Source organism: Curtobacterium sp. NPDC090223 (assembly GCF_044746585.1).
Lineage (GTDB): Bacteria > Actinomycetota > Actinomycetes > Actinomycetales > Microbacteriaceae > Curtobacterium.
The window spans coordinates 673,619-689,603 of record NZ_JBIVCN010000001.1; the positions used below are offsets into that span (position 1 = coordinate 673,619).

At 72.7% G+C, this 15,985-nt stretch carries 17 protein-coding genes; 1 reads left to right on the top strand and 16 read right to left on the bottom strand.

The genetic code is table 11. The features are described 5' to 3' along the window. Positions 1-86 precede the first annotated feature (86 nt). The 12 genes from lgt to rpe all read right to left on the bottom strand — a co-directional run bounded on the left by lgt (position 87) and on the right by rpe (position 9,694). Positions 87-1,079, bottom strand: coding sequence for a prolipoprotein diacylglyceryl transferase (lgt, locus tag ACIPJY_RS03165; protein WP_400459554.1), 993 nt, complete (start codon positions 1,077-1,079; stop codon positions 87-89). Between the two features lie 171 nt (positions 1,080-1,250). Further along, the gene (gene trpA / locus ACIPJY_RS03170; protein ID WP_400459551.1) at positions 1,251-2,060 is read right to left on the bottom strand and encodes a tryptophan synthase subunit alpha; all 810 of its coding nucleotides are present in this window, start codon (positions 2,058-2,060) and stop codon (positions 1,251-1,253) included. Then, on the bottom strand, positions 2,057-3,271 hold the full coding sequence (trpB, locus tag ACIPJY_RS03175; RefSeq protein ID WP_400459548.1) for a tryptophan synthase subunit beta: 1,215 nt from the start codon (positions 3,269-3,271) through the stop codon (positions 2,057-2,059). Before trpB ends, trpA begins: the two co-directional genes overlap by 4 nt. A gap of 66 nt (positions 3,272-3,337) precedes the next feature. Then, the gene (gene trpC / locus ACIPJY_RS03180) at positions 3,338-4,111 is read right to left on the bottom strand and encodes an indole-3-glycerol phosphate synthase TrpC (RefSeq protein ID WP_400460871.1); all 774 of its coding nucleotides are present in this window, start codon (positions 4,109-4,111) and stop codon (positions 3,338-3,340) included. Positions 4,112-4,127: 16 nt separating this feature from the next. Then, entirely contained in the window at positions 4,128-4,367 is a 240-nt protein-coding gene (locus tag ACIPJY_RS03185) for a DUF6704 family protein (protein WP_400459545.1), read from the bottom strand. Continuing rightward, entirely contained in the window at positions 4,354-5,112 is a 759-nt protein-coding gene (locus ACIPJY_RS03190; RefSeq protein ID WP_400459542.1) for a Trp biosynthesis-associated membrane protein, read from the bottom strand. Before ACIPJY_RS03190 ends, ACIPJY_RS03185 begins: the two co-directional genes overlap by 14 nt. After that, positions 5,109-6,674, bottom strand: a complete 1,566-nt coding sequence (locus tag ACIPJY_RS03195) for an anthranilate synthase component I (protein WP_400459540.1) — start codon at positions 6,672-6,674, stop codon at positions 5,109-5,111. The genes ACIPJY_RS03190 and ACIPJY_RS03195 overlap by 4 nt, the downstream gene beginning before the upstream one ends. Continuing rightward, positions 6,671-7,069 carry a phosphoribosyl-AMP cyclohydrolase gene (gene hisI / locus ACIPJY_RS03200; protein ID WP_400459537.1) on the bottom strand — a complete coding sequence of 133 codons (399 nt, stop codon included), beginning with the start codon at positions 7,067-7,069 and terminating at the stop codon, positions 6,671-6,673. Before hisI ends, ACIPJY_RS03195 begins: the two co-directional genes overlap by 4 nt. Before the next feature lie 7 nt (positions 7,070-7,076). After that, positions 7,077-7,826, bottom strand: coding sequence for an imidazole glycerol phosphate synthase subunit HisF (gene hisF, locus ACIPJY_RS03205; RefSeq protein ID WP_400468131.1), 750 nt, complete (start codon positions 7,824-7,826; stop codon positions 7,077-7,079). Between the two features lie 35 nt (positions 7,827-7,861). Beyond that, positions 7,862-8,701 carry an ATP phosphoribosyltransferase gene (gene hisG / locus ACIPJY_RS03210; protein WP_400459532.1) on the bottom strand — a complete coding sequence of 280 codons (840 nt, stop codon included), beginning with the start codon at positions 8,699-8,701 and terminating at the stop codon, positions 7,862-7,864. A 54-nt stretch (positions 8,702-8,755) separates the two neighbouring features. Further along, positions 8,756-9,019 (bottom strand): phosphoribosyl-ATP diphosphatase, encoded by a 264-nt coding sequence (locus ACIPJY_RS03215; RefSeq protein ID WP_071275117.1) that lies wholly within the window; start codon positions 9,017-9,019, stop codon positions 8,756-8,758. A gap of 9 nt (positions 9,020-9,028) precedes the next feature. Further along, on the bottom strand, positions 9,029-9,694 hold the full coding sequence (gene rpe / locus ACIPJY_RS03220) for a ribulose-phosphate 3-epimerase (protein ID WP_400459530.1): 666 nt from the start codon (positions 9,692-9,694) through the stop codon (positions 9,029-9,031). Positions 9,695-9,729: 35 nt separating this feature from the next. Between rpe and ACIPJY_RS03225 the strand changes: the two genes are divergently transcribed. Further along, complete coding sequence (locus ACIPJY_RS03225; RefSeq protein WP_400459528.1) at positions 9,730-10,293, top strand: hypothetical protein; 564 nt, start codon at positions 9,730-9,732, stop codon at positions 10,291-10,293. Between the two features lie 44 nt (positions 10,294-10,337). On the opposite strand, the gene ACIPJY_RS03230 is transcribed toward ACIPJY_RS03225, so the two are convergent. From ACIPJY_RS03230 to metK, 4 genes are read right to left on the bottom strand one after another with little or no spacing between them, the layout of a single operon-like run. Further along, positions 10,338-11,828: an RsmB/NOP family class I SAM-dependent RNA methyltransferase gene (locus ACIPJY_RS03230; protein ID WP_400459525.1), complete on the bottom strand. Its 1,491-nt coding sequence runs from the start codon at positions 11,826-11,828 to the stop codon at positions 10,338-10,340. Next, positions 11,825-12,757 (bottom strand): methionyl-tRNA formyltransferase, encoded by a 933-nt coding sequence (gene fmt / locus ACIPJY_RS03235; RefSeq protein WP_400459523.1) that lies wholly within the window; start codon positions 12,755-12,757, stop codon positions 11,825-11,827. Before fmt ends, ACIPJY_RS03230 begins: the two co-directional genes overlap by 4 nt. Before the next feature lie 13 nt (positions 12,758-12,770). Beyond that, positions 12,771-14,765, bottom strand: a complete 1,995-nt coding sequence (locus tag ACIPJY_RS03240; RefSeq protein ID WP_400459520.1) for a primosomal protein N' — start codon at positions 14,763-14,765, stop codon at positions 12,771-12,773. Positions 14,766-14,772: 7 nt separating this feature from the next. Then, on the bottom strand, positions 14,773-15,984 hold the full coding sequence (metK, locus tag ACIPJY_RS03245) for a methionine adenosyltransferase (protein WP_400459518.1): 1,212 nt from the start codon (positions 15,982-15,984) through the stop codon (positions 14,773-14,775). Position 15,985: the final 1 nt, after the last annotated feature.

Consider the following 15,985-nt stretch of genomic DNA (forward strand, 5'->3'; position numbering starts at 1 on the left):
GGTGGCCCGACGATGCGTTCCGCCCGGAGCCGGGCGGGACTGGTGCCCGTGCTCGCCGTCAGGGGGTGGCCCGACGGCGTGCGCACTCAGGACCGGTCGACTGCTGTGGCGACCGGACCGGAACCGGTGACGAGGGGTGCGTCCTCACCGTGCTCCGAGTAGGTGTCGTCCGAGTCTACATCCGACTTCGAGGCGGGCTCGCGACCGGGCCGGTAGGGGCTCGGCTCCTTGCCGGTGTGCCGCTTCGACTGCACCCAGAAGATGATCACGCCGAGGACGATCGCGGCGAACGCGGCCCAGACGTTGGTGCGGATGCCGAAGAAGGTCTCGCTGGTGTCGACGCGGATCGACTCGAGGAAGGAGCGGCCGACGCCGTACCAGATCAGGTAGAGCGCGAGGACGCGGCCCCACTGCAGGGTGAACTTGCGGTCGAGCAGGATGATCACGACGAAGCCGAGGACGTTCCAGATGATCTCGTAGAGGAACGTCGGGTGGAACAGCGTGCCCTCGGGCAGCCCGGTCGGGTACGCCGCGTTCGACGACTCGATCTGCAGCCCCCACGGCAGGCTCGTCGGCATGCCGAAGAGCTCGTGGTTGAAGTAGTTGCCGAGACGGCCGAACGCCTGGGCGAGCAGCATCGCCGGGGCGACGGCGTCGAGGAACGCGGTGAAGCGCAGGCCGACCTGGCGGCAGCCGATGTAGGCGCCGACCGAACCGAGGATGAGCGCCCCGAAGATCGCCAGGCCGCCCTCCCAGATGTAGAGGAACGACCACGGGTCGATGCCGGGGCCGAAGTAGTCGCTGACGTGGGTGAACACGTGGAACAGGCGTCCGCCGATGATGCCGGCGGGGACGGCCCAGATCGCGATGTCGATGATGATCCAGCGCTCGACGCCGCGGGCGTTCAGGCGACGGTTCGTCACGATGACGGCGGCGACGATCCCGAGGAGGATGCAGATGGCGTAGGCGTGGATGCGGAAGTCCAGGGGCAGCGACCAACCGAACACGTCACGGAGCCAGGCCGTCAGGTCGAAGTACTGCCAGGCCGTGCTCGGGCTCGGGATGCTCAGGAGGGGCATGGAGGTGCGGTGCCTTTCATTGCGGCCGGGCGGGGACGGGTGATCACGGTGCTTCGGCCCCGGATCACTGTAGCGCGGGTGGCCCGGTGGTCAGGAACGGGCGAGGGCTGTCTGTGGAAACCGTGATGCGACGGGTGGGACGCGCCGAAGGCGCAACCGGAGCGCCCCGCGTCAGCGCCGCTGTGCGCCCGTCGTCAGGTCCGCCGCACGCTGCCCGACCCCGGTGACGCCGAGGTCGGCGAGGGCCCGCACGAACGCGGACCCCACGATCGCTCCGTCGGCGTAGTCGAGGACCTCGGCGACCTGCTCGGCGGTGGAGATGCCGAGCCCGACGCAGGTGCGGGCGACCCCGGCGTCACGGAGACGCGAGACCACCGTGCGCGCGGCCGAGTCGACCCCGGCACGCGCCCCGGTCACGCCCATCGTCGAGACGGCGTACACGAAGCCGCGGCTCGCCTCGACGGCCTGGTGCATCCGGGCGTCCGAGGACGACGGCGCAGCCAGGAACACGCGGTCGAGGCCGGTGCGCTCGGAGGCGTCCATCCACTCTCGTGCCTCGTCCGGGATGAGGTCCGGCGTGATGAGCCCGGAAGCCCCTGCGGCGACGAGGTCGTCGGCGAACCGGTCGACGCCGTAGCGGAGCACCGGGTTCCAGTAGGTCATCACGAGCACCGGGACGTCCGCGCGCTCGGTGATCTGGTTGACCGCGTCGAAGACCTGCGCGACACGGAAGCCGTTCGCCAGGGACTCCTCGGCCGCGCGCTGGATGACCGGGCCGTCCATCACCGGGTCGGAGTACGGCAGGCCGAGCTCGATGACGTCGACACCGTTCTCGGCGAGTGCCACCGCGGCGTCGACGCTGGTCTGCACGTCCGGGTAGCCGGCGGGCAGGTAGCCGATGACGGCACCGGCGCGGTCGGCGTTGGCGGTGTCGATGGTCGACGCGACCGTCCGGGTCGGGGTGGGGTTCGTCGTGCTCACAGCTGCACCGCGCTCTCGTCGAGGATGCCGAAGTACCGGCTGGCGGAGGCGACGTCCTTGTCACCGCGCCCGGACAGGTTCACCAGGATCACGCCCTCCGGTCCGAGTTCCTTGCCGAGCTTCATCGCGCCCGCCAGGGCGTGCGACGACTCGATCGCGGGGATGATGCCCTCGGTGCGGCTGAGCAGCCGGAAGGCCTCCATCGCCTCGGTGTCCGTGATCGGCTCGTACTGCGCACGGCCGATCGACGCCAGGTACGCGTGCTCCGGGCCGACGCTCGGGTAGTCGAGGCCGGCCGAGATGCTGTGGCTCTCGATGGTCTGGCCGTCCTCGTCCTGCATCAGGTACGACTTCGCGCCCTGCAGGACGCCGGAGCGCCCGAGCGTGATGCTCGCCGCGTGCCGACCGGTCTCGACGCCGTCGCCGCCGGCCTCGTAGCCGAGCAGCCGGACGGACTCGTCGTCGAGGAAGGCCTCGAAGATGCCCATCGCGTTCGAGCCACCGCCGACGCACGCGGCGACGGCGTCGGGCAGCCGACCGACCAGGTCCAGGACCTGCTGGCGGGCCTCGACGCCGATGACCTTGTGGAACTCGCGGACCATCTCGGGGAACGGGTGCGGTCCGGCGACCGTGCCGAGCAGGTAGTGCGTCGAGTCGACGTTCGCGACCCAGTCCCGGAGCGCGTCGTTGATGGCGTCCTTGAGGGTCTTCGAGCCGGTCTCGACCGGGATCACCTCGGCGCCGAGCAGCCGCATCCTGGCGACGTTGAGCGCCTGGCGGTCGGTGTCGACGGCGCCCATGTAGACGACGCAGTCCATCCCGAACAGCGCTGCGGCGGTCGCGGTGGCGACGCCGTGCTGCCCGGCACCCGTCTCGGCGATCAGGCGGGTCTTGCCGAGCCGCTTCGCCACGAGGGCCTGGCCGAGCACGTTGTTGATCTTGTGCGAGCCGGTGTGGTTGAGGTCCTCGCGCTTGAGGATCACCCGGGCACCACCGGCGTGCTTGGCGAACCGCGGCACCTCGGTGATGATCGACGGCCGGCCGGTGTAGTCGCGCTGCAGGGCGTCGAGTTCCTCGTGGAAGGCCGGGTCCGCCCAGGCTTCGCGGAACGCGGCTTCGAGCTCGTCGAGCGCCAGCACGAGGGACTCGGGGACGAACCGTCCGCCGAAGTCGCCGAAGTACGGGCCGTGGAGGTCGCGGAGTGAGGTCACGATGGTGCTCCAGACGAGTCCGGACGGTGCCGGACGGATCTGTCCGGCGCGGGGCCGGACGGGATGTCAGGCGTCGAGGAACGACGCGAGGGCTGCTGCGGGGTCGGCGCCGGTGACGAGCGCTTCCCCCACCAGGACGACGTCGGCCCCGGCTGCACGGTAGTGGGCGACGTCGGCGGGACCGGACACGGCGGACTCGGCGACACGGACGACCCCGGTGGGGATCCGGTCGGCGAGGGACCCGAAGAGGTCGCGGTCGAGCGAGAAGTCGGTGAGGTCGCGGGCGTTGATCCCGAGGATCCGGGCGCCGGCGTCCAGGCCGCGGGAGACCTCGTCTGCGGAGTGCGCCTCGACGAGGACCCGCATTCCGAGTTCTTCGGCGAGGCCGTGCAGCTCGGTCAGCTGCCGCTGGTCGAGCGCCGCGACGATGAGCAGCACGATGTCGGCCCCGGACGCCCGGGCCTCGATCACCTGGTACGGGTCGGCGATGAAGTCCTTGCGGAGCACCGGGACGGTGACGCGGGCCTTCACGGCTTCGAGGTCGGCGAGGGTGCCGAGGAACTTGCGTCCCTCGGTCAGCACGCTGATGGCGGACGCGCCACCGCGCTCGTACTCGGCGGCGAGGGCTGCCGGGTCGGCGATGGGCGCCATGGACCCGCGTGACGGGCTGGCGCGCTTGACCTCGGCGAGGACCTTGACGCGGTCACCCGGTGCCAGGAAGTCGAGGGCGTCGAGCGGTGACGCGACCCGGTCGAGGTCGCGTTCGACGTCCGAGTACGGGCGGTCGAGGCGACGGGCTGCGGCGTCCTCGAGCGCGCCCGCGACGAGGGTCTCGAGCACGTTCGGCATGCCGGACCTACTCGCTGTGGTGCTTGGAGACGTACTTCGGGCCGTTGACGCCGTAGCCGGCCTTGCCCATCACGTAGCCGACGATGAGGCCGACGACGAGCAGCGCGGCAGCGGCCCAGACAGCCCACACGATGCTGAACCAGAAGCAGATCGTGCCGATCGCGAACGCCACCAGCATGATGATGACGGACGTCCAGGCTGCCGGCGAGTGGCCTTCGCCGAGTTCTGCGGGCTCAGTGGTGCTCACGGTGCTCCTCGTGGTCGGTGGCGCCGTCGGTCGACCGGCGCACCCCCGATCCTATCGTGTCGTCGGTGTCGGCCGGGTCCACCACGGCGGCGTCCGCCGGGTCCACCACGGCGGCGTCCGCCGGGTCCAGCACGGCGGCGTCCGCCACCGCGGCGTCCGTCGGGTCAACGCCCGCGCTGAGGTCGTCCCAGTCGACGATCGCGTCACGCTCGACCGGTGCGACTTTCGGAGTCGTCCCCGCCGGGTTCGCCGCGTACTTCCGGCTCGGCCCGGGCCATGACCGCTGCACGACGAGCACGACGACCCCGAGCAGCACGGCCAGTACTCCCCCGGCGATGCCGACGGCCGGCCACGCGGTGACGTCGACGCTCGTCACGATCCGGCGGACGGCCGCCAGGTCACTCACGCCGGCGACGTCACCGATGGCACCCTTCGCCGCACCGACCGGGTCGCTGAGCGCGGTGATGCCGGAGACCACGATGCCGAGGCCGAGCAGGATCTCGATCGCGGCGAGGACGATGCGGACCACCCGCCCGGCGATCGTCATCGCCAGGAACAGCGCGAGCGACGCGATCGCCAGCGCGGTGTACTGCGGGACGGCCTTCGAGCCGTCCGCCGTGACCGTGGAGGTCACCGCGGCGGACGCGTCGAGGTGCACGGTGAACCACGTCTGGGTCCAGGAGAGCATCACGATGCCGGCGACGGCCAGGCCGATGACGACGACGAGCGGACGGGAGCGCTTCACGAGCGGACCTCCCGCATCCGGTTGGCGGTCGCGACGGCGCGGAGCGGTGCCGCGGCCTTGTTGACGGCCTCCGCGTGCTCGGTCGCCGGGTCGGAGTCGGCGACGAGCCCGGCGCCGGCCTGCACGCGGGCGACGCCGTCCTGGATGAGGGCGGTGCGGATGGCGATCGCCAGGTCGGCGTCGCCGGCGAAGTCGAAGTACCCGACGACCCCCGCGTACGCGCCGCGCTTGGCGGGCTCGAGCTCGTCGATGATCTCCAGCGCGCGCGGCTTCGGCGCCCCGGAGAGCGTCCCGGCGGGGAACGTCGCGCGGAACACGTCGATCGCCGAGGCGTCCGGACGCACGACGCCCTCGACGCTCGACACCAGGTGCATGATGTGGCTGAACCGCTCGACCGTCATGAACTCGGTCACCGCGACGGTGCCCGGCTCGCAGACCTTCTGCAGGTCGTTGCGCGAGAGGTCGACGAGCATCAGGTGCTCGGCGCGCTCCTTCGGGTCCTCGAGCAGGTCCTCACCGAAGCGGACGTCCTCTTCCGGGGTGGCGCCACGCGGGCGGGACCCGGCGATCGGGTGCGTGATCGCCCGGCCGCCCTGCACCTTGACCAGCGCTTCCGGCGAGGCGCCGACGATCCAGAACGGCTTGCCCGCGGTGTCCTGCAGGGACAGGAAGTACATGTACGGACTGGGGTTCAGCGTCCGCAGCACCCGGTACACGTCGAGCGGATCCGCCGTGACGTCGTGGTCGAACCGCTGCGAGATGACCACCTGGAAGACGTCGCCGTCCCGGATGAAGTCCTTCGAGCGGACGACCGCGGCCATGTACTCGTCCGGGGTGGACCGGTGCGTCGGCGTGGGATCGGCCATCTCGAACGCCTCGGCCACGGTGGCGACACTCGGCTGGACCAGGTCGGCCTGCATCCGGTCGAGCCGCTCCTGCGCGCCGGCCCAGAGCGTGTCGGCGTCGTCGGTGCCGTCGTTCAGCGCACTCGCGACGAGCAGCACGAGCCCGGTGCGGTGGTCGAGCGCGGCGAGCTCCGCGACGAACGCGAGGGACTGTCCGGGGACGTCGAAGTCGGCCGGCGGGACGTTCGGCAGGTGTTCGAGCTGCCGGACGGCCTCCCAGCCGATGAAACCGACCGTGCCGCCGACGAGCGGCGGCGTGCCGGGCACCCGCGGGGTCGCCCAGCGCTCGTGCAGGCGCGCGAGCACCTGCAGCGGCTCGCCGTCGAGCGACCCGACGGCGCGGTCGGCGCTCATGCCGGTGTCGATCCACGCCGCGCGGTCGCCGTCCTGGGTCAGGACGCCGAAGCTCCGCACGCCGACGAACGACCAGCGCGACCACAGGCCGCCCTGTCCGGCCGACTCGAGCAGGAAGGAACCGGGACGGCCGTCGGCCAGCTTCCGGTAGACACCGACCGGGGTCTCGCTGTCGGCGTAGAGGGCGCGCACCACCGGGACGACGCGGTGACCGTCCGCCACCAGGTCGTCGAACTCCGGACGGGAGGTCGTGTGCGGCTCGTCGGAGACGGCTGCGGCGGGCGACGTGGTCGCGTTCGTCATCGGGTCGCCTCCGTCGTGTCGGCCACCGGTGCCGACGCGGTGGTCGGCTCCAGCGGGTCGACGTCGAAGCAGCGGTGCGCGCCGGTGTGGCACGCGGCGCCGACCTGCTGCACGGTCACGAGGAGCGTGTCCGCGTCGCAGTCGAACGCCGCGGCGCGCACGTACTGGGCGTGCCCGGAGGTGTCGCCCTTCCGCCAGTACTCCTGCCGCGAGCGGGACCAGAAGGTCACCCGTCCCTCGGTCAGGGTGCGGCGGAGGGCTTCCCGGTCCATGTAGCCGAGCATGAGGACGTCCTTGGACGACTCCTCTTGCACGACTGCCGGGAGCAGCCCGTCCGCACCGAAGCGCGCGCGGTCGAGGACCGCATCGGTGCTGGTGCTGGTGCTGTCGGTCATGAGGCTCCTAGCGTACGGCGTGCCCGGTCTCCCGGAGCGCGGCCTTGACGTCGCCGATGGTCATCTCGCCGCGGTGGAACACGCTCGCTGCGAGCACCGCGTCCGCGCCGGCGTCGACGGCCGGGGCGAAGTGCTCGACGCGGCCGGCGCCGCCGGAGGCGATCACCGGGACGGACGACACCGCGCGGACGGCACGGACGAGTTCGAGGTCGAAGCCGTTCTTCGTGCCGTCGGCGTCGATCGAGTTCACGAGGAGCTCCCCCGCGCCGCGCTCGACCGCCTCGCGCGCCCAGACCACGGCGTCGATGTCGGTCTCGGAGCGGCCGCCGTGCGTGGTGACGACGAAGCCGGACCCGGTGAGGTCCGACCGCTTGACGTCGAGCGAGAGCACGACGGCCTGCGCGCCGAACCGGTCCGCGATCTCGCCGACCAGGTCGGGCCGGGCGATCGCGGCGCTGTTCACGCCGATCTTGTCCGCGCCGCACTGCTGCAGTCGGGACACGTCGTCGACGCTCCGGACACCGCCGCCGACCGTGAGCGGGATGAAGACCTGTTCGGCGGTGCGCGTCACCGTGTCGTACATCGTCGCGCGGTTCTCCACCGTGGCTCCGACGTCGAGGAACGTGAGCTCGTCCGCGCCCTGCTCGTAGTACCGTGCGGCGAGCTCGACCGGGTCACCGGCGTCCTGCAGGTCGAGGAAGTTGACCCCCTTGACCACGCGGCCTCCGGACACGTCGAGGCAGGGCACGACGCGCACGGCGACACCCCCGCGGGGCGCGCCGACCGTGTCGCTCACAGCCGTGCGGCGTGGATCGGGCTGACGAGGATCGCGCGGGCGCCGAGGTCGTACAGCGCGTCCATGATCAGGTTCGCGTCGTCCCTGGGGATCATCACACGCACCGCCGACCAGTCGCGGCCGTGCAGCGGCGACACCGTGGGCGACTCGATGCCCGAGGCCACGGCCGTTGCCTGTTCGAGCAGCGCGGTGGGGATGTCGTAGTCGAGCATGACGTAGCCGCGGGCGACCAGCACGCCCTGCAGCCGTCGCCGCAGGACGTCGATGCCCGGGATGGTCTCGTCGGTGGTGATGAGCAGCGCGGTGGACTCGAGGATCACCGGCCCGAAGATCTCGAGACCGGCGGCCCGGAGCGTGCTGCCCGTGGACACGACGTCGGCGACGGCGTCAGCCACACCGAGCCGGACGGCGCTCTCCACCGCGCCGTCGAGCTTGACGAGCGTGGCGGTCACCCCGTGCCGTCCGAGGAACTCGCCCACCAGACCCGGGTAGCTCGTCGCCACCCGGACGCCGTCGAGGTCCTGCAGCGTGGCGAACCGACCGGGCGTGCCCGCGAACCGGAACGTGGAGTCGGCGAACCCGAGCGCGTCGACCTCGTGCGCCGCCGACCCGGAGTCGAGCAGCAGGTCGCGGCCGGTGATCCCGACGTCGAGCGCACCGGAGCCGACGTAGGTGGCGATGTCACGCGGACGGAGGAAGAAGAACTCCACCCCGTTGCGCTCGTCGAGGAGGTGGAGGGCCTTCGGGTCGCGGCGACCGGCGTACCCGGCCTCCCGCAGCATCTCGGAGGCGGTCTCGGAGAGGGAGCCCTTGTTGGGCACGGCGATGCGCAGCATCAGTGGGTTCTGCTTCCTGGTCGGCGGGGTCGGTGACGGGTCTGGAGGCGAGGCCTACAGATGTCGCCAGACGTCCGCCGGGGTGAGGCCCTTCGCGACCATGAGCACCTGCAGGTGGTACACCAGCTGGGAGATCTCCTCAGCGGTGCGGACGTCACCCTCGTACTCGGCCGCCATCCAGACCTCGGCGGCTTCCTCCACGATCTTCTTGCCGATCTGGTGCACGCCGGCGTCCAGTTCGGCGACGGTGCCGGAGCCCTCGGGGCGGGATGCGGCCTTCTCGGTCAGCTCCGCGAACAGCTCGTCGAACGTCTTCACGGTCCCAGGCTACCGTCCCGCGAGCGCACGTTGCGCCGCGTCGCGGAGGTCCCGGATCCGGGGCTCCGGCTCGCCGCCGTACACCGCAGACCCGGCGACCAGCGTGTCGGCGCCGCTCCGCACGGCCGTCGGCACGGTCTCGACAGAGATGCCGCCGTCGACCTCGAGCCAGACGTCCAGCCCCGAGGCGTCGACCGCGGCACGAGCGTCGGCGAGCTTCGGCATCACCTCGGGCATGAACGACTGGCCGCCGAACCCGGGCTCGACGGTCATCAGCAGGATCATGTCGTAGGCGTCCAGGTGCGCGAGCACGGGGGCGATCGGGGTGCCGGGCTTCACCGCGACGGCGGCGCGGGCACCGTTGGAACGGATCGCCGCGGCGGTCGCGATCGGGTCGGTCGCCGCCTCGAAGTGGAAGGTCACGCTCGCCGCGCCCGTCTCGGCGTACTTCGGGGCCTCGGTGTCGGCGCCGGTGATCATCAGGTGGACGTCGAGCGGCACCGGGGAGACCTCTTGCAGACGCTGCACGATCGGCAGTCCGAGCGTCAGGTTCGGCACGAAGTGGTTGTCCATCACGTCGACGTGCACCATGTCGGCGGTCGCGATCCGGTCGAGCTCCCGCTCGAGGTTCGCGAAGTCGGCGGACAGGATGCTCGGCGAGATGCGGATCGTCACCGCACCACCCTACCGGCGCACGTAGGCTGCAGAACGTGACCGATGACCAGATCCGCTCGGACGGGGAGTCGATCCGCGTGCGGGTCGAGTTCGCCGAGGACCGTGGCGTGCCGCTGAGCGAGACGATCGGTGCGCTCGAGGACGTCCACGAGGCGGTGGACTTCGCCTTCTTCCTCGCGCACGGCGATGCCCGCCGGTGGGAGCACGGCGGCGGTCGGGGGCAGGTGCGGGTCGACGACCTGGACCACGGGAAGCCGGTGTCGGTGGACCTCCGGTTGGTCATGTCCGGCGGACTCGGCCTGGCCTACCCGCAGGTCCACGAGGGAGTGAGCGCCGTCGAGGCAGTGCTGCGCACGGCAGGGTCGAACACGGCCGTGCCCACCGTGGTGACGACCGACGTCGCCGAGAAGCACGTCTTGGAGGCGATGGAGCGCGTTGCGTACGAGGCCCGCGGCACCGACCTCGCGTGGCGCATCCGCGAGGCCGAGGAGCACCGTGCTCCGGCCCCCGACGGCACCCCGGGCAAAGGCGCCCGCTTCGTGCGCGCGGCGGCGAGGCTGGTGACGAAGCCCGCCTTCAGCTTCCGCGTCGACCGCTGACCCCGAGGACCTCGGAGCCGCACCGCCACAGCGGGAGCGATCCGTCAGGCGACCCGTCGGAACAGCGCGATGAACATCGCGTCCGTGCCGACGCGGTGCGGCCACAGCTGCGCCGTGGCGCCGTCCGCGACCTGCGGGTCACGCGCGGCCACCGACCGCACGACCGCGGCCGTGTCGACCTGCTCGAGCACGTCGCCGTGCCGCGCCATCACGGCGTCGACCTGTCCGCGCGTCTCCGCCAGGTGCGGCGAGCACGTCACGTACGCCAGGGTCCCGCCGGGCGCGAGCACCCGCACGGCGGCGTCGAGCAACTCGGACTGCAGCGCGGCGAGCTCCTGGACGTCCTCCGGGACCTTGCGCCAGCGCGCCTCCGGACGACGCCGGAGGGCTCCGAGCCCGGTGCACGGGGCATCGAGCAGGACGCGGTCGTACGTCACGCCGGAACCGTCGAGACCGTAGCGGCGGGCATCGCCCTCGACGACGGTGACGGTGTCCCCGAACCCGGCGAGGGCCTTCCGCACGAGTCCGGCACGCGCCGGCACGAGCTCGTTGGCGACGAGCGTCGCACCGCCCTGCGCGGCCTCGGCGGCGAGGAGCGCCGCCTTCCCACCGGGTCCGGCGCACAGGTCGAGCCACCGTTCACCCCGACGCACCTCGGATGCCCGGCTGAGCGCGAGCGCCGCCAGCTGCGAGCCCTCGTCCTGCACGCGGAGCCGGCCGGCCGCGACGCCCGGCACCCGGGCCGGGTCGCCGGTGACGCCCCGGATCCCGACCGGGGACACCGGCAGGGCGTCCGCGTCCGCCACGACCTCGGCGAGGTCGACGGGAGGCTCGACACCGGCAGCGTCGTCGGCCGCCGGTTCGTCGTCGGTCGCCGTCACGGCCGCGGTCACCGCCGCCACGTCGGCGTCGGTCGCGAGCCCCGGGAGCGCCGCGAGCTGTACCCGCGGGGCGACGTCGTCCGCGGCGAGCAGCGCGACGAGTTCGTCGCGGGACCGCTCGGCGGCGAGGGCGTCCCGCAACGAGGACACGACCCACGCCGGGTGCGACCAACGCGTCGCGAGGAGCTCATCGCCGGAGAGGCCACGGGTGATCTCGGCGTCCCACTCCCCTGGCGTCTTCGCGGCGACCTTGCGCATCACGGCGTTCACGAAGCCGGTGGCGCGGTGGGCGCCGACCTCGCGGGCGAGCTCGACGGTCGCGGAGACCGCGGCGTGCGTGGGCGTGCGCATCGCGAGCAGCTGGTGCACGCCGAGTCGCATCACGTCGAGCACGTCGGCCTCGATGTTCGCGACACGGCGTCCGGACGCCGCCTCGACGATCGCGTCGTAGCGACCGATCATCCGGATGGTGCCGTAGGTGAGCTCGGTGGCGAACCCGGCGTCGCGCGGGGACAGCGCGGCGCGGCGGATGCGGGTCGGGAGCAGGAGGTTCGCGTAGGCGTCGTCGACCTGAACGGCCCGGATGACGTCGAACGCGACGCGGCGGGCGCTCGGACCACGGACGGTCCCGGGCTGCTGCTGGTGCGGACTCATGCGAGGACCTTCCCGTCGAGCGTGCCGAGGCCTCGTGCCCAGGCGGCGGCGTCCATCGCCTTCTTGCCGGCCGGCTGCACCTCGGTGAGCACCAGCGCGCCGTCGGCGGTCCCGACGAACAGACGCCCGTCCTGGAAGCCGAGCGCGCCGGGCGCGAGCGACGGGGCGGGGTCTCCCGGGCCTCCTGGCAGGGCCACCCGGAGCAGCTTGACGCGCGTCTCGCCGAGGTGGGCGAACGCACCCGGCTCCGGCGTCACGCCGCGGATGCGGGCGTGCACGGCGGATGCCGGCGCGCTGAAGTCGATCCGGCCGTCCTCGATGGTGGTCTTCGGCGCGACGGTCGGCTCGCCGACCTGTTCGGTGGCCGTGGCGGTGCCGGCGGCGATGCCGTCGACGACGCGTGCCACCACCTCGGCGCCGGTCTCGGCCATCGCGGCGAGGACCTCGCCGGAGGTCGCCTCGGGGTCGATGGTGAACGGCTCCGACGCGTAGACCGGGCCGGCGTCCAGGGCCTCGACCAGCTGGAACACGGTGGCCGCGGTGCGGGTGTCGCCCGCCATCACCGCGCGCTGCACCGGAGCGGCGCCGCGGTAGGCCGGCAGGTCGGAGAAGTGCAGGTTGACCCAGCCGTGGCGCGGCGCGTCGAGCGCCGCGCGGCGGAGCAGGGCGCCGTAGGCGACGATGACGCCGAGGTCGACGTCGAGGTCGGCGATCCGCGCGGTGACGGCGTCGTCCACGCGGGAGGCCTCGATCACGGGCAGGCCGAGCTCCGCGGCGACCTGCGCGACCGGCGTCGGCGTGAGCACGCGCTTGCGGCCCTGCGGGGTCGGCGGGCGGGTGAGCACCGCGGCGATCTCGTGGTCGGAGGCCGCGAGCCGGCGGAGGGTGGGGACGGCCGCAGCGGGGCTGCCGGCGACGACGAGACGCATGGGTTCCAGTCTCTCAGACTTCGGCGAACGGCTCGGCGTCGTCGAGCCGTGCCCGGAGCGCCGGGGCGGAGCGGCGCTTGGCACCGCCGGGGAGCACGCGCCGGGTGGACGAGCGCCGGATGACCTCGGCCTTGATGGTGGCCGCGACCTCGGCGCCGTGCGCGTACGGGAAGCGCACGATGGCGCGGACGGTGCCGGGGATCGGGTCCTCCACCGGGACCGGTCCGAGCACCGGGCCGACGGGGGTGTCGCCGAGGGCCTCGACCGCGGCGGTCACGGCGGCCTCGGTGCCGGACAGCGTCGCGACCCGGACCGCCGGTGGGAACAGGAGCTCCCGGCGGTCGACGAGCTCGTCGTGCGCGGGACCGTCGAGCTGCCAGAGCGCCATCGCGGTCGCGAGCTTCCCGCCGATGCCGACGAGGTAGACCTCGGCGCCGGGTGCGCCCTTCGCGGCGGCGTTGGTCCAGAAGCGCAGCACTTCCTCCTGCACGCGCAGTCCCTCCCGCCCGAGCATGCGTTCACCGTCGAGGAGCAGCACGCACGCGTACCCGCCGGGGGTCGACGGCTCGGCACCACGGGTGGCGACCACCACGGCCGGCTTCGCGGGGACCTCGTCGATGGGCCGGGAGCCGTCCGCGACGATGATCCGGGTGCCCGGGAACGCGCGGCCGAGCTCGTCGGCGGTGCGCTGCGCCCCCTGCCCGACGGCCTTGAGCTTGCCGCCGCCGCACGTCGGGCAGCGGTAGCCGACCGCCAGGGCCCCGCAGAACCGGCACTGCGGCACGGCGCCGTGCGTCGGGGCTCCGAGCGGGCCGCCGCAGACGCGGCAGTGCGCGCGCTCCCCGCAGTCGGCGCAGACGAGCCCGGTGCCGAAGCCGGGGTTGGCGACCTGGACGAGCACGGGACCGGTGCGGCTCGCCTCCCGTGCGGCACGCCACGCGCTCGACGGGATGCGGGCCTGGGCGGCGGGACCGTCGGCGTTGACCTGCTGCGCCGTCGGGATGACGTTCGGGACCGCCTGCCGGTACGGCGCGACGTCCTCGAGCCAGCCGAGTTCGACGAGCCGCTGCACGTCCGTGCTCCTGGCGTGCGAGAGGAACAGGAGCGCGGCACCGGACTGCGCCGCACGGACGAGGGCGACGTCGCGGGTGTGCACGTACGGGGCACGCTGCTCGATGAACGAGGAGTCGCCGTCGTCCCACATCGCGATGAGGCCGAGCTCGCTCGCCGGGGCGTACACCGCCGTCCGGTTGCCGATCGCGACGACCGGGTGCGTCCTGGCTTGCAGCAGCGCCTTCGCCCGCTGCCCGTTGGTCTGCTTCGCGTCGAACCGGACGACCCGCTCGGCCGGCACCAGGGCGAGCAGTGCGCGCTCCAGGTCCGTCACGTCGCGGAAGTCGGGGACCGCGATGACGGCGGAGCGCTCGGTGGCGAGGGTCCGCGCCGCGGCCTGCGCGAGCGTGGCTGCCCATCCGGGCACCCAGGGTTCGTCCCCGGTGCCCAGCTCGACGGGGTGCGGGACCGCGGCGACGGCGGCGCGGCCGTTCGACGCGAGGAGGTCTTCGAGGACCCCGTCGGCGTACCCCGTGACGGTGGGGGCGTCGACCTCGGGCAGCGCCTGCTCGGGGTCGCGGGCGAGCCAGGCCTTCTCGGCGCGGACCTGCCGGGTCGGGACGGCCAGCCGCAGCACGTCCGACGCCACCCCGGCTGCCCGGTCGGCGACGGCGCGTGCGAGCGTCCAGATCTCCGGCGCGAGCACCGGGACCGGGCTGACGAGCGTCTCGATCTGGCTGAGTTCGCCGGGGTACTGCCCTCCGGAGGTCGCTTCGCCCTCGGGCACCACCTCGACCACGTAGGCGTCCGACATCCGGGCACCGGTGCGGAGCGGCACCTTCACGCGGACCCCCGGCACGCAGTCGTCCTCGAGCTCGGCCGGCACCCGGTAGTCGAACAGTCGGTCCAACTGCGGGAGCGGCGAGTCGAGGACGACGCGCGCGACGGTGGTCACGCGGGGTTCAGACCGCGGCGGCGACGAGTCCTGCTGCTTCGCGGAGCGCGTCGACGCGGTCGAGCTGCTCCCAGGTGAACCCGGGGAGCTCGCGGCCGAAGTGGCCGTACGTCGCGGTCTGCGCGTACCGCGGCTTGAGCAGGTCGAGGTCGCGGATGATCGCGGCCGGACGGAGGTCGAACACGCTGCGGATCGCCGACTCGATGGTGGCGTCGTCCACGTGCCCGGTGCCGAACGACTCGACGTACAGCCCGACGGGAGCGGCACGGCCGATCGCGTACGCGACCTGGACCTCGAGGCGGTCGGCGAGCCCCGCGGCGACCGCGTTCTTCGCGACCCAGCGGAGCGCGTAGGCCGCCGAGCGGTCGACCTTCGACGGGTCCTTGCCGCTGAAGGCACCACCGCCGTGCCGGGAGGCACCGCCGTAGGTGTCGACGATGACCTTGCGACCGGTGAGGCCGGCGTCACCCTGGGGGCCGCCGATCTCGAAGCGACCGGTCGGGTTCACGATGACGTCGACGTGCGAGGAGTCGAGGTCGACGAGGTCGAGGACCGGCCGGATGACGTGCTCGGTGATCGCGGCGGTGAGGTCGTCGAGCGTGACGCTCGGCGAGTGCTGCGTCGACACGACGACGGTCTCGACGGTCTTCGGCACCACGCCGTCGTACCCGACGGTGACCTGGGTCTTGCCGTCGGGTCGCAGGAACGGGAGCTCGCCGGACTTGCGCACGGCGGCGAGCCGCTCGGCCAGGCGGTGGGCGAGCCAGATCGCGACGGGCATGTACTCGGGCGTCTCGTTCGTCGCGAAGCCGAACATGATGCCCTGGTCGCCGGCACCCTGGCGGTCGAGCGGGTCGACGGCGCCGGAGCGGGAGTCGAGCGACTCGTCCACGCCCTGGGCGATGTCGGGCGACTGCGCGCCGATCGAGACCTCGACGCCGCAGGTGTGGCCGTCGAAGCTGACCTCTGACGAGTTGTACCCGATGCCCGTGATGACGTCACGGACGATCTTCGGGATCTCCACGTAGCCCGACGTGGTGACCTCGCCCGCGACGTGCACGAGCCCGGTGGTCACCATCGTCTCGACGGCGACCCGCGCGTGCGGGTCGACCGTGAGCAGGGCGTCGAGGATGCTGTCCGAGATCTGGTCGCAGATCTTGTCGGGGTGCCCCTCGGTCACCGACTCGGACGTGAAGAGGCGCAGGGTGCTGGACGTCACC